The 14518-nt window shown below is 72.7% G+C and carries 15 protein-coding genes; 11 read left to right on the top strand and 4 right to left on the bottom strand.

The genetic code is table 11. The annotated features are described in order from the left end of the window. Nucleotides 1-73 precede the first annotated feature (73 nt). Both ACGF1Z_RS01665 and ACGF1Z_RS01660 read right to left on the bottom strand, forming a co-directional pair. Entirely contained in the window at nt 74-742 is a 669-nt protein-coding gene (locus tag ACGF1Z_RS01665; protein ID WP_392998732.1) for a class I SAM-dependent methyltransferase, read from the bottom strand. A gap of 37 nt (nt 743-779) precedes the next feature. Then, complete coding sequence (locus ACGF1Z_RS01660) at nt 780-1010, bottom strand: hypothetical protein (protein ID WP_392998730.1); 231 nt, start codon at nt 1008-1010, stop codon at nt 780-782. A gap of 513 nt (nt 1011-1523) precedes the next feature. Between ACGF1Z_RS01660 and ACGF1Z_RS01655 the strand changes: the two genes are divergently transcribed. From ACGF1Z_RS01655 to ACGF1Z_RS01640, 4 genes are all read left to right on the top strand, one after another. Then, nucleotides 1524-2741 carry an RNA ligase gene (locus tag ACGF1Z_RS01655; protein WP_392998728.1) on the top strand — a complete coding sequence of 406 codons (1218 nt, stop codon included), beginning with the start codon at nt 1524-1526 and terminating at the stop codon, nt 2739-2741. Nucleotides 2742-2743: 2 nt separating this feature from the next. After that, the gene (locus ACGF1Z_RS01650) at nt 2744-3655 is read left to right on the top strand and encodes an AAA family ATPase (protein WP_392998726.1); all 912 of its coding nucleotides are present in this window, start codon (nt 2744-2746) and stop codon (nt 3653-3655) included. Between the two features lie 58 nt (nt 3656-3713). After that, nucleotides 3714-4421 (top strand): DUF2993 domain-containing protein, encoded by a 708-nt coding sequence (locus ACGF1Z_RS01645; RefSeq protein ID WP_392998724.1) that lies wholly within the window; start codon nt 3714-3716, stop codon nt 4419-4421. Between the two features lie 131 nt (nt 4422-4552). Next, nucleotides 4553-5872 (top strand): radical SAM protein, encoded by a 1320-nt coding sequence (locus ACGF1Z_RS01640; protein ID WP_392998722.1) that lies wholly within the window; start codon nt 4553-4555, stop codon nt 5870-5872. Nucleotides 5873-5975: 103 nt separating this feature from the next. Here the strand turns inward: ACGF1Z_RS01640 and ACGF1Z_RS01635 are convergent, their stop codons facing one another. Next, on the bottom strand, nt 5976-7670 hold the full coding sequence (locus ACGF1Z_RS01635) for an FAD-dependent oxidoreductase (RefSeq protein ID WP_392998720.1): 1695 nt from the start codon (nt 7668-7670) through the stop codon (nt 5976-5978). A gap of 231 nt (nt 7671-7901) precedes the next feature. Here ACGF1Z_RS01635 and ACGF1Z_RS01630 point away from each other — a divergent pair, with 231 nt between their 5' ends. From ACGF1Z_RS01630 to ACGF1Z_RS01600, 7 genes are all read left to right on the top strand, one after another. Continuing rightward, nucleotides 7902-9035, top strand: coding sequence for a SchA/CurD-like domain-containing protein (locus ACGF1Z_RS01630; protein ID WP_392998718.1), 1134 nt, complete (start codon nt 7902-7904; stop codon nt 9033-9035). 64 nt (nt 9036-9099) lie between these two features. Then, on the top strand, nt 9100-9570 hold the full coding sequence (locus ACGF1Z_RS01625; RefSeq protein WP_392998716.1) for a cupin domain-containing protein: 471 nt from the start codon (nt 9100-9102) through the stop codon (nt 9568-9570). Next, nucleotides 9567-10835: a beta-ketoacyl-[acyl-carrier-protein] synthase family protein gene (locus ACGF1Z_RS01620; protein WP_392998714.1), complete on the top strand. Its 1269-nt coding sequence runs from the start codon at nt 9567-9569 to the stop codon at nt 10833-10835. The genes ACGF1Z_RS01625 and ACGF1Z_RS01620 overlap by 4 nt, the downstream gene beginning before the upstream one ends. Further along, nucleotides 10832-12079, top strand: coding sequence for a ketosynthase chain-length factor (locus tag ACGF1Z_RS01615; protein WP_392998712.1), 1248 nt, complete (start codon nt 10832-10834; stop codon nt 12077-12079). The genes ACGF1Z_RS01620 and ACGF1Z_RS01615 overlap by 4 nt, the downstream gene beginning before the upstream one ends. A 25-nt stretch (nt 12080-12104) precedes the next feature. After that, complete coding sequence (locus ACGF1Z_RS01610) at nt 12105-12365, top strand: acyl carrier protein (RefSeq protein ID WP_392998710.1); 261 nt, start codon at nt 12105-12107, stop codon at nt 12363-12365. 1 nt (nt 12366) lies between these two features. Next, entirely contained in the window at nt 12367-12846 is a 480-nt protein-coding gene (locus tag ACGF1Z_RS01605) for an SRPBCC family protein (RefSeq protein WP_392998708.1), read from the top strand. Nucleotides 12847-12869: 23 nt separating this feature from the next. Beyond that, the gene (locus tag ACGF1Z_RS01600) at nt 12870-13202 is read left to right on the top strand and encodes a TcmI family type II polyketide cyclase (RefSeq protein ID WP_392998706.1); all 333 of its coding nucleotides are present in this window, start codon (nt 12870-12872) and stop codon (nt 13200-13202) included. Nucleotides 13203-13483: 281 nt separating this feature from the next. Here the strand turns inward: ACGF1Z_RS01600 and ACGF1Z_RS01595 are convergent, their stop codons facing one another. Continuing rightward, a complete protein-coding gene (locus ACGF1Z_RS01595; protein ID WP_392998704.1) occupies nt 13484-14512 on the bottom strand; it encodes a methyltransferase in 1029 nt (342 codons plus the stop codon). Between the last annotated feature and the right edge of the window lie 6 nt (nt 14513-14518).

Raw genomic sequence — 14518 nt, 5'->3', positions numbered from 1 at the left:
GAGGGAGAGGGAACAGCCGGATGTTGCCGTCGCCCGCGCGGTGCACCGCGCGGGCGTCCGCCCTTCCCGGTGCTCAGTCCTCCCGGCGGGCCAGCAGATAGGCGCGTCGCGTCTCCGCCTCGTGGGCATAGGGAGCGCGGTCGAGCCGGGCCTCGATCCGGAAGCCCGCCTCCCGCAGCGCGGCCTCGACGGCCGCGGGATCCAGGAAGTGGAAGTCGACGTCGACGTCGTGTCCCCACCACTCGGTGAGCCTTCTCACCTCGCTGCCGATGTGGAAGGAGACGAGGAGCGGTGCGCCCGGCCGCAGCACCCGCCGGATCTCGGCGAGGGCCGGCGCCAGCTCGGCCGGGGCGAGATGGATGAGCGAGTACAGCGCGACGGCCGCGTCGAACTCGCCGTCCCGCGCGGGCAGCCGGAGCAGGTCGCCCTCGCGGAACTCCGCCCGCGGATACTCCTTGCGGCCGATCGCCACCATCGCGGGGGAGAGGTCGACCCCGACCACGTTCCGGCCGTGTTCCGCGAGCCAGCCGGCGATGTGTCCGGGCCCGCAGCCGAGATCGGCGATCAGCGCCCCGTCACCCGCCTGCTCGGCCAGGGCGGCGAGCAGCGCCCGGTCCAGGGGCTTGCCGTCGAGCTCGTCCCCGATGCGGGCCCGGTACTCCTCGGCCACCACGTCATAGCTGCGTCGTACCCGCTCGTGGACCTCGTCGCCGGTCCCGTTCGCGTGTTCCGTACCCGTCATGCTCAGGCCCCCTGTCGGCCGCCGAAGCGGCTCCTGCTCACTGCCTCGGATGCGTGGGCTGCATCCCCTGCATCTGCTGCATCTGCTGCATCGGCTGCATCTGCTGCATCTGCGCGCCGGTCGGGGCGAGCCCGGACGGCGGCATCTGGATCACACGGCTGAGGTCGCGCAGCACCTCCTCGGCGGTCCGGCGCACCTCGCCGGGAACGTCCCCCTGCTCACGTATGAGCTCGGCGTAGATGGGGGCGGTGGTGTCCGCGTAGTTCATGGGGCTCGCTTCCTCGGCGTTCTGCGACGTACGTCCTCGGGCGGCGAGTCTACGGGGCCCGGCGCACCGGCCCGGCGCGGGCCCGGATCCCGGACGCCTCGCGGGCGGCCCGCTCAGGCCTCCGCCGCCGGCGGCCCGGCGTGCTCGTAGGTGCGCGGGACCAGGGCCGTCTCCGCGGCCGTCGCCTCTCCCGGGGTGCCGGACACACGGGCGGCGAAGTCGTGCAGATCACGCCTGTCGCGATGGCCGGCGCCGGTCCGGTCCGGGGTCCCCGGGTGACCACGAGAAGCGCACCTCCGGCACCCGGGCGGGCGGGTGGCCGGACGACCGGGCCGGGCGCCGGGACCGGGTGCCCGCGCGGCGGGTCGGAGGGCGGCCGCGCGGGCACGGCGGGCCGGTCTGGCGGGCGGGCCGCCGCCGGGAGCGCCCCCTGCCCGACCCGGTCCGCTAATTCGCTGGTCAGGGGCGCGAACGCACAGAAGAATGGGCCGCCTTGAACAGGGGAGGGAACCCATGAGCCAGGCGTATCTGATGCTCGACGCGCTGCTGCCGCCGCACCGGCTGGCCGCCGCCGTCGAAGCCGGGCACGTGACCCGCAAGGCGCACCCCGAGCTGCCGCTGTCGATCTACACGTACACGCGGGTCTGCCAGTACGAAGGCGTCTGGAACGAGGTCACCACCCGCTGCCGCGGTCTCGTCGCCGACGACCGCACCGGACGGATCGTCGCCCTGCCGCTGCCCAAGTTCTTCAACGTCTCCGAGCACGACTCCGGGCGCCCGTACGCGCCCGCGCTCCCGGACGAACCGTTCGAGGTGTACGAGAAGGTCGACGGCAGCCTCGGCGTCGTCTTCCACTACGAGGGCCGGTGGCGGGTGGCCTCCAAGGGGTCCTTCGTCAGCACCCAGGCCACGTGGGCCCAGCGCCGCCTCGACGCCGCCGACACCACGGCCCTCGTGGCCGGCGTGACGTACCTGACGGAGATCGTCTACCCGGAGAACCGGATCGTCGTCGACTACGGCGCCCGCCGGGACCTCGTGCTGCTCGCCGCCCACGGACCCGACGGCACCGAGATCCCGCTCGCCGAGGCCGCGACGGCCTGGCAGGGCATCGGCTCGGTCGTCACCGTCCACCCGCCGATGCCGCTCGACGAGCTCCTGAAGCTGACCGAGACGAACACGCTGCCCGACGGCAGCCCCGCCAGCGGCATGGACGCCGAGGGCTTCGTGCTGCGTTTCTCCTCCGGGGTCCGCGCCAAGGCCAAGATCGCCGAGTACGTACGCCTCCACAAGGTCCTCACCGGTGTCACGGAGCGCGACATCTGGCGCGGCCACGGCATCCAGCGCTTCGCCGGCGTCTCCGCCAGGATCCTGGCCCAGGGCCTCGGCCTGTCGATGGCCGAGCTCGGCGGGATACGCTCCGCGGGCGGGCGTCCCCTCGACGCCCTCCTGGAGCAGGTGCCCGACGAGTTCGACGCCTGGGTGCGGTCCGTGATCACCCGCCTGGAGGAGGACTTCGCGGCGCGCGAGCGGGCCGTCGACGAGGCGTACGCCTCCCTGGCCCACCTCGCCGACGACCGGGGCGCCTTCGCCCGGGCCGCCGCACAGCTGCCCGACCGGCAGCTGCGCTCCGCCGTCTTCCTGCGCCTCGACGGGCGCCGCACCGACCTGATGCTCTGGCGCGCCCTCCGCCCCGAGGCCGCCGACCCCTTCACCACCGACGAGGAGAACTGACCGTGCCCGTGGTCCACGTCATGACCGGACTGCCGGCCTCCGGCAAGACGACCGCCGCCCGCGCCCTGCAGGAGCGGTCCGAGGGCCGGATGCGCCGGGTGAACCTCGACGACCTGCGCACCATGCTGGACGTGCCGGGCGACCGCCGCTCGCCCGCCCACGAGCAGACCGTCCTCGGCATCCAGGACGCGGCGGTCCGCGCCGCCGTCGACGACGGCTTCGACGTCGTCGTCGACAACACGCACCTCACCCCGCACATCCCGAAGCGCCTCAAGGCCGCCGTCGCCGGGCGCGAGGCCACCTTCGTGGTGCACGACTACACCGACGTGCCCGTCGACGAGTGCGTCCGCCGGGACGCCGCCCGCGAGCGGCCGGTCGGCGAGGAGATCATCCGCATCCTCGCCGGCAAGCACGCCAAGGCCACCCGCGGCGGCTGGCGGCTCACCGACGCCTGGCTCAACGACCGCCCCGGCGTCACCCCGTACGTCGCCGACCCGGCGCTGCCCGGTGCCGTCCTCTGCGACATCGACGGCACCCTCGCGCTGCGCGGCGACCGCGGGCCGTACGACTTCACCCGCTGCGGCCTCGACCTGCTCAACCTCCCGGTCCGCGAGGCCCTGCGGGCCTTCCGCGCCGCCCACCAGGACCGGATCGTGCTGCTCTCCGGCCGCAGCGAGGACCACCGGGAGCTCACCGAGGCCTGGCTGAAGCGCTACGAGGTGCCGTACGACGAGCTGTGGATGCGGGCCTCCGGCGACGGCCGCTCCGACGACCTCGTCAAGGCCGAGCTCTTCGACGCCCACGTACGCCACCGCTACGCCGTCCGGGTGTCCCTCGACGACCGGGACCGGGTCGTCGCCGTCTGGCGCCGCATGGGGCTGCCCACGTGGCAGGTCAACTACGGCAACTTCTAGGATCGGGTGAGCCGGTGCCCGCAGCGAGCGGGCACGGCACACACGGGGGGAGCACGGAATGAAGCGGCGCTGGGTCAAAGTGCTGGTGATCATGGTCGTCGTACTCGCGGGGCTGTTCGTCGCGGTGGACCGGATCGCGGTGCACTACGCGGAGAAGGAGGCCGTCGCGCTCGCGGAGGAGAGGTACGGCTACGGGGCCGGGTCGACCAACGGCTTCACCGAGGTCTCGATCCACGGCTTCCCCTTCCTCACCCAGGCCGCGGACCTCAGCCTCGACCACGTGACCCTGAGCGCCGGGAACTTCTCCGTCAACACCACGGTCAACGCCCAGGGCGACCACCTCAACGTGCGGAAGCTCGACCTGGACCTGCAGGACCTGACCGCGTCCTCGCTCAGCGCCCGCAGCGCCGGCGCCAACCTGGTCACCGGCCGCGTCACCATCGGCTACGAGGACCTGTCCGGAGTCGTCTCGCGGCTGCTCGGCAAGGGCGGCGCCCTCACCGTCGTGCCGGCCGCCGGCAGCACCGCGGGCGGTCAGGAGGCCGCGCTGCGCATCACCGGGAACTGGGAGGGCAGGCCGCTGGACACGGCGGCGAGCGTGGCCGTCGCGGCCGACGAGTTCCAGCTGCGGGTCCCCGAGCTCGGCGGCGCCACGTACACCTGGCGGGTCCCCCTGCCCCGGAACATCGACTTCACCGCGGCCCGCTCCCACCCGGACGGGCTGGAGCTGGAGGTCACCGGGCACCAGGTCGTCCTGGGCCGCTGACCGGGCCGTCCGCCCGGCGACGGAGACCGACCGGGACCGGGGGCGGATGCCGGGCCCGCCGGAGCCGTCCTAGGGTGGACACCAAGGCCCACGCAGCCCGCGACCGCACGACCGAGGAGATGTCTTCGCGCATGATCCGCCGCACCGACGAGGTCGAAGACCTCATGCACCGCTTCCCGCACGTCCCCAAGGAGGCGGTGATCAAGGAGGACCTGCTGCGCGGCGGCATCGCGTTCGACGACTCGGCCCTCACCGACTCCGGCGACGAGGCATCGGGCGAGGTCAAGCCCAAGTCGTACTTCATCTTCTCCTTCGACCACCGCACCCTGCCCGAGCTCGGCCAGGCCGCCCTGCGCCGCCCGCCCGAGGAGATCGTCCTCACGGGCGGCCCGTACGGGCTCCGGCGCACCGTCGTGTCCGTGCGGGTGAACCCCGCATCGCCCTACCGGGTCGCCGCGGGGGAGGACGGCATGCTCGGTCTCTACCTCGACGGCAACCGCATCGCCGACGTCGGCCTCCCGCCGATGCCCGAGTACTACCGCCACACCCTCGCCAGCGGCAAGTCGGTCATGGAGGTCGCCCCCACCATCCAGTGGGGCTACCTGATCTACCTGACCGTCTTCCGGGTCTGCCAGTACTTCGGCGCCAAGGAGGAGTGCCAGTACTGCGACATCAACCACAACTGGCGCCAGCACAAGGCCGCCGGGCGCCCCTACACCGGGGTGAAGGACGTGGAAGAGGTCCTCGAGGCGCTCGCGATCATCGACAAGTACGACACCACGGGCGCCTCCACCGCCTACACCCTCACCGGCGGGGCCGTCACCTCCCAGGTCGGCGGGAAGGACGAGGCGGACTTCTACGGCCAGTACGCCCAGGCCATCGAGGAGCGCTTCCCCGGCCGCTGGATCGGCAAGGTCGTCGCCCAGGCCCTGCCCAAGGCTGACGTCCAGCGCTTCAAGGACTACGGCATCCAGATCTACCACCCCAACTACGAGGTGTGGGACAAGCGTCTGTTCGAGCTGTACTGCCCGGGCAAGGAGAGGTACGTGGGCCGCGACGAGTGGCACCGCCGGATCCTCGACTCCGCCGAGGTCTTCGGCCCGCGCAACGTCATCCCCAACTTCGTGGCGGGCGTGGAGATGGCCGAGCCCTTCGGCTTCACCACGGTCGACGAGGCCATCGCCTCCACCACGGAGGGCCTGGAGTACTTCATGTCCCGCGGCATCACGCCCCGGTTCACGACCTGGTGCCCCGAGCCCACCACCCCGCTCGGCAAGGCCAACCCCGCCGGTGCGCCGCTGGAGTACCACATCCGGCTCCTCGACGCCTACCGGGCGACGATGGAGTCCCACGGCCTCAGCTCGCCCCCCGGCTACGGCCCGGCCGGCCCCGGCAACGCGGTCTTCTCGGTGAGCTCCTTCATGGACAGCCTCCCGGCCGCCACGGACTGACCCCGCAGGACCCGGAGACGACGCCGCTCCTCCGCCGCATCCGTGCGGCGGAGGAGCGGCGTCGTTCTCGCCGGGGGCCGTGATCCTCGGCGTCCGCCGGGCGTCAGCGCCTGCTCTGGGCGCCCCGGCCCGGCCGGGAGTCCAGCGCGAGGACCGCCGTGAGAGCCGCCCGCAGGGCGCCCTCGGGATCCTCCGACGCGCCGTCGGACCGCCAGGCGACGAACCCGTCCGGGCGGACCAGCACCGCGCCGTCCCGGGTGACGCCGTACGCGGCGGCCCAGTCCACGCCGTCCTCCGGGGCCAGTTCCGCGCCGCCACCGGTACCGATCCGGTACGAGTCGACCGGCACCGCGAGGCGCTCCGACACCCGTGCGGCCGCGGTGTGCCAGCCGCCGGCGGCGTTCGCGGAGCTCAGCAGCACCAGGGACCGCTCGCAGAGGTCGAGCGTCGAGATCCGGGTGCCCGCGCGGTCCAGCCACAGGTGGGGCGCACGGCTGCCCGGCTCGCCCGTCAGCCGCAGGCCGTCCGGGACGACCGGCACCGTGACGTCCGCCCCCAGGACCGCGCCGTGCGGATAGCGGTAGCCCAGGGCCACGTTGAGGATCCCGCCGGTCCTTCCACCAGGGCCGCCCGCTCCCGGACCGGGGGCGTAACCCGGGTGGCTGTGCTCGACCGAGCGCGAGGAGGCGCGGGCGCTCGTCGCCTCAGCGACCGGCCGGCGCTCCGTGTCGTACGAGGTGAGCAGGTCGCGACCGGCCCAGCCACCGAGCACCGCGGCCAGCTTCCAGGCCAGGTTGTGCGCGTCCTGAATGCCGGTGTTGGAGCCGAAGGCCCCCGTGGGCGGCATCTCGTGGGCCGCGTCGCCCGCGAGGAACACCCGGTCGGCCACGTAGCGCTCGGCGATCCGCTCGGCGGCGTGCCACGGGGCCCGGCCCGTGATCTCCACGTCCAGGTCCGGCACCCCCACGGCCCGCCGGATGTGATCCCGGCAGCGCTCGTCGGTGAACTCCTCCAGCGTCTCGCCCCGCTCGGGATGCCACGGGGCGTGGAACACCCAGCGCTCGCCGTTGTCCACGGGCAGCAGCGCCCCGTCGGCCTCCGGGTTCGTCAGGTAGCAGACGATGAACCGGCGGTCGCCCACGAGGGGCGCGAGGCCGCGGGAGACGAACGTGATGCTCACGTTGTGGAACAGGTCGCCCGGGCCGGTCTGGCCGATGCCGAGCCGCTCGCGCACGGGGCTGCGCGGGCCGTCGGCCGCGACCAGGAAATCCGCCCGAATGGTGGTGTGCTCGCCCGTCTCACGGCTCTTGACCTGCGCCGTCACGCCGTCGGCGTCCTGCTCGAACGACATCAGCTCGGTCGAGTAGCGCAGATCCGCGCCCAGCTCCCGAGCGCTCTCCAACAGGACCGGTTCGAGGTCGTTCTGACTGCACAGACACCACTCGGCGGGGCTGAACCGGCCGAGACTGCCGTCCGAGTCGATCTTCCTGAACAGCCACTCGCCGGCCTCGCCCACCAGGGTCGGCGTCTGCAGGATGCCGTTGTTGGCGCCCAGGACGGACGCGGCCTCCTTGATGCGCTGCTGCACCCCGGCGCCGCGGAACACCTCCATGGTGCGCACGTTGTTCCCCCGCCCACGCGGGTGGATCGACGTGCCCGAGTGGCGCTCGACGAGGGTGTGCGGCACGCCGAGACGCCCCAGGAAGAGCGAGGTGGACAGACCCACGAGGGAGCCGCCGACGATGAGCACGGGCGTACGGTGCCCGATCTCATCGCCGGCCGGTGCACTTCGGTTCATTGGTCCTCCCGCGTCACCTGCGACGCGCGTCGGGGATGGGTTGCAGATTCATGCCCTCCCCGGGCCGCGCCGCCCGCGAGGGGCACCCGAATGACGCGTAGTTCACTCATCCGCGCCGTGGGACTCGCTGGGATCGCCGGACCGCGTCAACCATCGGAACATGACGGCGACCCCGGCCGCACGAGCCGGACCGTCCCTCCCCGCTCTCGAAGAAGAGAAGAGACGCGTCGTATGACCACCACCACCGCGACCACCACGGCCCGCACCTCGCAATCGGCGTTCGACGGATCCCGGCTGCGGGTGATCCTGCTGCTCGACCTGTACGAAGGTGCCCAGCAGCAGTTCCTCGAGGCGTACGAGGTGATGCGCCGGCAGGTCGCAGACGTCCCCGGACACATCAGCGACCAGCTGTGCCAGTCCATCGAGAACCCCAACCAGTGGCTCATCACCAGTGAGTGGGAGAGCGCTCCGCCGTTCCTGGCCTGGGTCAACAGCGAGGAGCACGTCGACACCGTCAAGCCGATGCACAGCTGCGTCCGGGACACCCGGTCGATGCGCTACAGCATCCTCCGCGAGACCGGAGCCCGGCTGCCGGCCACGCCGGAGACCCTCGCGGCCGTGCGGACGGCTCGGGAGGGCGACGGCGTGACCCGCCACGCGCTCACCTTCACCGTCAAGCCGGGCTCCGAGTCGAAGGTCGCCGAGCTCCTCGCCGGCTACGAGTCGCCCGAGGCCCAGGTCGACGAGAACACCCGGCTGCGCCGCACCTCGCTCTTCATGCACGGCAACCGGGTGGTGCGGGCCGTCGAGGTGGAGGGCGACCTGCTCGCGGCGCTGCGCCACGTCGCCCGGCAGCCCGGCGTCCGCGCGGTCGAGGAGGCCATCAACCCCTACCTGGAGCAGGACCGGGACCTCGCCGACCCCGAGTCGGCCCGCGTGTTCTTCACCCGCGCCGCGCTCCCGGCCGTGCACCACGTGGTCTCCGGCCGCCCGACGCCCGCCGGGCTGCGCCGGCACGCCCTGTACTACCCGGCCAAGCCCGGCCGGGGCATGGAGCTGGCCCGGCTGCTCGCCGAGCAGGACCAGAAGGCCGCGGAGGACCCGAAGAGCCCCGTGTACGGCAGCACCCTCTTCTCGCGCGACGACATCGTGGTGCGGCTCATCGACCTCACCGCCGACCTCGACGCGGACCCCGTCGCCTCCCTCGGCGTCAAGGGCGCCGGGAAGGCCTCGGAACTGGAGCGTCTGCTCGACGGTCCCGCCATCGGTGTCGAGGGCGCCCTGGACAACGAGCGCAACATCAACCGGCTGCTGTCGCACGCCGACATGCTGCCCGTCACCGACCGGACCTCGGGCGACTCCTGAGCGGACGACCGCGGCCCTCCGCCCGGCCTCCCCACCCGTCAGCGCACACTCGGAGGTATCAACCATGCTCAAGCAGCTCCCGCACATCGTGAACCTCAGCGACACGGAGCCCAACCGCAGACGCGGAGGTGACATCCGGGCCGTGCTCACGCCGGCCACGGTGGGTTCCACCAGTGGCTTCATGGGCCTGGCCATCGTGCAGCCGGGAGAGCGGATCGGCGAGCACTACCACCCGTACTCCGAAGAGTTCGTGTACGTGGTCCAGGGGCACTTCGAGGTGGACCTGGACGGCGACACGCACACCCTGCTCCCCGATCAGGGGCTGCTGATCCCCATCGGTGTGCGGCACCGCTTCCGCAACGTCGGCGACGTGGAGGCCCGCATGGTCTTCCACCTCGGACCGCTCGCCCCGCGCCCCAGCCTGGGGCACGTCGACACCGAGGCCACCGAGGACGCCGAGCCCGTCGCGACCGGGTCGCACGGGTGCGAGGGCGACCACGGCCACGCGGCCGCGCGGACGGGGGCGCTCGAGTGACCCGGCGCGTGGCGGTCACCGGCATCGGGGTCATAGCCCCGGGCGGGGACGGCGCGGCGGCCTTCTGGGACCTGCTCTCCGAGGGCCGGACCGCGACCCGGGGCATCACCCTGTTCGATCCGGCCGGCCTGCGCTCGCGCATCGCCGCCGAGTGCGACTTCGATCCGCTCGCCCACGGCCTGGACCCGGAACTGACCGAGCACACCGACCGGTACGTCCAGTTCGCCGTCGCCGCCGCGGGAGAGGCCGTACGCGACTCCGGTCTCGACACCGACGCCGAGGACCCCTGGCGCGTCGCCGTGTCCCTGGGCAGTGCCGTCGGCGGCACGACCCGCCTGGAGCACGACTACGTCCTGGTCAGCGAGCGCGGACAGCGGTGGGACGTGGACCACGGGGCCGCCCGGCCGAAACTGCACCTGGCGTTCTCGCCGAGCACCCTCGCCTCCGTCGTGGCGGAACGCTTCGGCGCCCGCGGTCCGGTGCAGACCGTCTCCACCGGCTGCACCTCCGGTCTCGACGCCGTCGGCTACGCCTTCCACACCATCGAGGAGGGCCGGGCGGACGTGTGCATCGCCGGGGCGTCGGACTCGCCGATCTCCCCGATCACGATGGCGTGCTTCGACGCGATCAAGGCGACCTCCCCGGACAACGACGACCCCGAGCACGCCTCCAAGCCCTTCGACAACCGCCGCAACGGCTTCGTCATGGGAGAGGGCGCGGCGGTCCTCGTCCTGGAGGAGTACGAGCACGCCCGGGCCCGCGGAGCGCACGTCTACTGCGAGATCAGCGGCTACGCCACGTACGGCAACGCCTACCACATGACGGGTCTGACCAGCGAGGGGCTGGAGATGTCCCGGGCGATCGACACCGCGCTCGCCCAGGCCAGGACCGACCCCACGGCGATCGACTACGTCAACGCGCACGGCTCCGGCACCCGGCAGAACGACCGGCACGAGACGGCCGCCGTGAAGCTGTCCCTGGGCTCCCACGCGTACGACACGCCCATGAGCTCCATCAAGTCCATGGTGGGGCACTCGCTCGGGGCGATCGGCGCGATCGAGGTCGCCGCCTGCGTGCTCGCCCTGAAGCACCAGGTGGTGCCCCCGACGGCCAACTACGAGACCCCCGACCCCGAGTGCGACCTGGACTACGTGCCGCGCACCGCCCGCCCCCGGAAGCTGAGGAACGTGCTCTCCGTAGGCAGCGGCTTCGGCGGCTTCCAGTCCGCCGTACTCCTGACCGGGCCGGGTGGGAGGACACGATGAGCAGTCAACGGCCACGGCGCACGGCCGTCACCGGGATCGGCGTGATCGCCCCCAACGGGCTGCGCGCCGACGCGTACTGGAAGTCGGTCCGCGAGGGACTCGGTGCCCTGGACCGGATCACCCGGGAGGGGTGCGAGCACCTCCCCCTGAAGGTCGCGGGACAGGTCGAGGGCTTCGACGCCTCCGCCCTGATCGACGAGCGCTTCCTCGTCCAGACCGACCGCTTCACCCACTACGCGATGGCGGCGGCGGCACTGGCCCTGCACGACGCCGGCCTCGGCGGCGAGCACGGCCGGAAGGACCCCTACGCCATCGGAGTGGTCACCGCCGCCGGATCGGGCGGCGGCGAGTTCGGCCAGCGCGAGCTGCAGAAACTCTGGGGACAGGGATCCAAGTTCGTCGGCCCCTACCAGTCCATCGCCTGGTTCTACGCCGCGAGCACCGGACAGATCTCCATCCGGCACGGCTTCAAGGGGCCGTGCGGCGTGGTCGCCAGCGACGAGGCCGGCGGCCTGGACTCCCTCGCCCACGCGGCCCGCGCCGTCCGGCGGGGGACCGGCGCCGTGGTCGTCGGCGCCGCGGAGGCGCCGCTCGCCCCGTACTCGATGGCCTGCCAGCTCGGATACCCCGAGCTCAGCACCGTCGAGGACCCGGCCCGCGCCTACCGCCCGTTCACCAAGGGCGCCTGCGGCTTCGTCCCCGCCGAGGGCGGCGCCATGTTCGTCGTCGAGGACGAGCAGCGCGCGCTCGACCGGGGAGCGACCGTCCGCGCCTTCGTGGCCGGCCACGGCGCCACCTTCACCGGCGCCTCGCGCTGGCCGGAGTCCCGCGAAGGGCTCGCCCAGGCGATCCGGGTCGCCCTCGACGAGGCCGACTGCGCGCCGGAGGAGGTCGACGTCGTGTTCGCCGACGCCCTCGGCGTGCCGGAGGCCGACCGGGCCGAGGCCCTGGCCATCGCCGACGCCCTGGGCGCGCACGCCCGCCGGGTGCCGGTGACGGCGCCCAAGACCGGCATCGGGCGCGCCTACTGCGGTGCGTCCGTGCTGGACACGGCGGCGGCGGTGCTCGCGATGGAGCACGGCCTGGTGCCCCCCACCCCCAATGTGCTCGACATCTGCCACGACCTCGACCTGGTGATGTCCCGAGCGCGCCCCGCCGAACTGCGCACGGCCCTCGTGCTCAGCCGGGGACTCATGGGATCCAACGCGGCGCTGGTCGTGCGCCGCGGTGAGGCCGCCCGGTAGGACCGGGCGGAGAAGGAGAGACACAGTGATCACCAAGGAACTGACCTTCGACGAACTGGCCGCGCTGATGAAGCAGTCGGCCGGCGTGACCGTCGACCCGCAGCAGCTCGCCCAGAACCCGGAGAACCACTTCGGCAGCCTCGGGGTGGACTCGCTCGGCCTGCTGGGCATCGTGGGCGAGCTGGAGAACCGCTACAGCGTGTCGCTCCCGAACGACGCCGAGCGCTGCAAGACGCCGGCGGAGTTCGTCGTCCTGGTCAACGACGTCCTGAAGGCGGGGCGCTGACATGACCGGACACACCGACAACAGCATCACCATCGACGCTCCCCTCGACCTGGTCTGGGAGATCACGAACGACATCGAGCGCTGGCCGGACCTCTTCAGCGAGTACGCCTCCGTCGAGGTGCTCTCACGCGACGGCGACACGACCACCTTCCGGCTGACCATGCACCCGGACGACAACGGGACGGTCTGGAGCTGGGTGTCCGAGCGCACCGTGGACCGGGAGAGGCGGATCGTCCGCGCCCACCGCGTCGAGACCGGACCGTTCGCGCACATGAACATCCGGTGGGAGTACACGGAGCTGCCCGGCGGCGTCCAGATGCGCTGGATCCAGGACTTCGCCATGAAGCCCGACGCCCCGGTCGACGACACGTGGATGACGGACAACATCAACCGCAACTCCCGCACCCAGATGGCCCTCATCCGGGACCGCATCGTGCTGGCCGCGCGCGAGCGCGGCCACGCCCCGGTCGCGTCCGCCTGACGGGCACCCCAGGAAGGACGTCCATGCACCACGCACTGATCGTCGCCCGCATGGCGCCGGGCTCGGCGCCGTCGATCGCCGAGGTGTTCGCCGAGTCCGACCGCGGTGAGCTGCCGCACCTCGTCGGCGTCAACCGGCGCAGCCTGTTCCAGTTCGGCGACGTGTACCTGCACCTCATCGAGTCCGAGCGGGACCCGGCGCCGGCCATCGCCAGGACCGCGGGGCACCGGGAGTTCCGCACCATCAGCGACCAGCTCTCGGCGTTCGTCAGCCCGTACGACCCGGAGACCTGGCGCAGCCCGAAGGACGCCATGGCCCACTGCTTCTACCGCTGGGAGCGGGCGCCGGGCTCCTGAGGCCCCACCCGGCAGCGACGCCGAGGCCGCCGGCTCCGTCCACGGAGCCGGCGGCCTCGAAAGTGCCCGGACCCCTTCCGGGTTCCCCGGCCGGGCCGCTTCCCTCTTCCCCGGCCGGGCATCTGCCCTCCCCCCTCCTCCCCGTCCTGCCCTCCTCCCCGTCCGTGGCCCGGCCCCGCCCGGCATCCGGCCCGTTCGTGGCCCGGCCCGCAGCGCCGGTGGCACAGGAGTGCGCACCGGCCGCGGGGGCCGGTGCGCACGGAGGAGGGGGGACCGCCCGGTCAGACGGGCACGGTGCACTCGAAGGCGTGGAGGTACGCGTTGACGGGACGGACCTCGCCGAGGACGAGTCCGGCGCCGGTCAGCCGTTCCACCATGCTCGCCCGGGTGTGCTTGGCCCCTCCGACGTTGAGGAGCAGCAGCAGGTCCATCGCCGTCGTGAACCGCATCGACGGGGTGTCGTCCACCAGGTTCTCGATGACGACGACGCGTGCGCCGGGGGCCGCCGCCTCGCGGATGTTGCGCAGCGTCCTGCGCGTGCTCTCGTCGTCCCACTCCAGGATGTTCTTGATGATGTACACGTCCGCCCGGACGGGGATGTCCTCGCGGCAGTCGCCGGGCACGATCCGGACCCGGGAGGCCAGCGAACCGCCCTCGCGCAGCCGCGCGTCGGCGTTGCCGACCACCGCCGGGAGGTCGAGCAGCGTGCCGTGCAGCGCGGGGTGCTTCTCCAGCAGACTCGCCAGGACGTGCCCCTGACCGCCGCCGATGTCCACGACCGAGGTCGCGTCGCCCAGGTCGAGCAGTGCCGCGACATCGCGGGCCGACTGCTCGCTGGAGGTGGTCATGGCGCGGTTGAACACATGGGCGGACTCGGGCGCGTCCTCGTTGAGGTAGGAGAAGAACTCCCGCCCGTAGACGTCCTCGAAGACGTTCCGGCCGGAACGCACCGCCTCGTCGAGCCGGGGCCACACGTCCCACGTCCAGGGCTCCGTGCACCACAGCGCGATGTAGCGCAGGCTGTGCGGATCGTCCTCGCGCAGCAGGCGGGACATCTCGGTGTGGGCGAAGGTGCCGTCCGGCCGCTCCGTGAACACCCCCTGGCTGGACAGCGCGCGCAGCAGCCGCCGCAGGGTGGCCGGTTCGGTCGTCACCGCGGCGGCGAGGTCCTCCACGCGCATGGGCTCGTCGCCCAGGGCGTCGGCCACGCCGAGACGGGCGGCAGCGCGTACCGCGGCGGCGGCGGCCGCCCCGAAGACGAGCTCCCTCAGCCGCATGGGCGGCGGGGGAGCCGGATCAAGAGTCGTCATGTCTCG

This window comes from Streptomyces sp. NPDC048018 (assembly GCF_043202995.1).
Classification (GTDB): domain Bacteria; phylum Actinomycetota; class Actinomycetes; order Streptomycetales; family Streptomycetaceae; genus Streptomyces.
The sequence above is the reverse complement of the archived record's forward strand: the minus strand, read 5'-3'. Positions and strand labels throughout refer to the sequence as shown.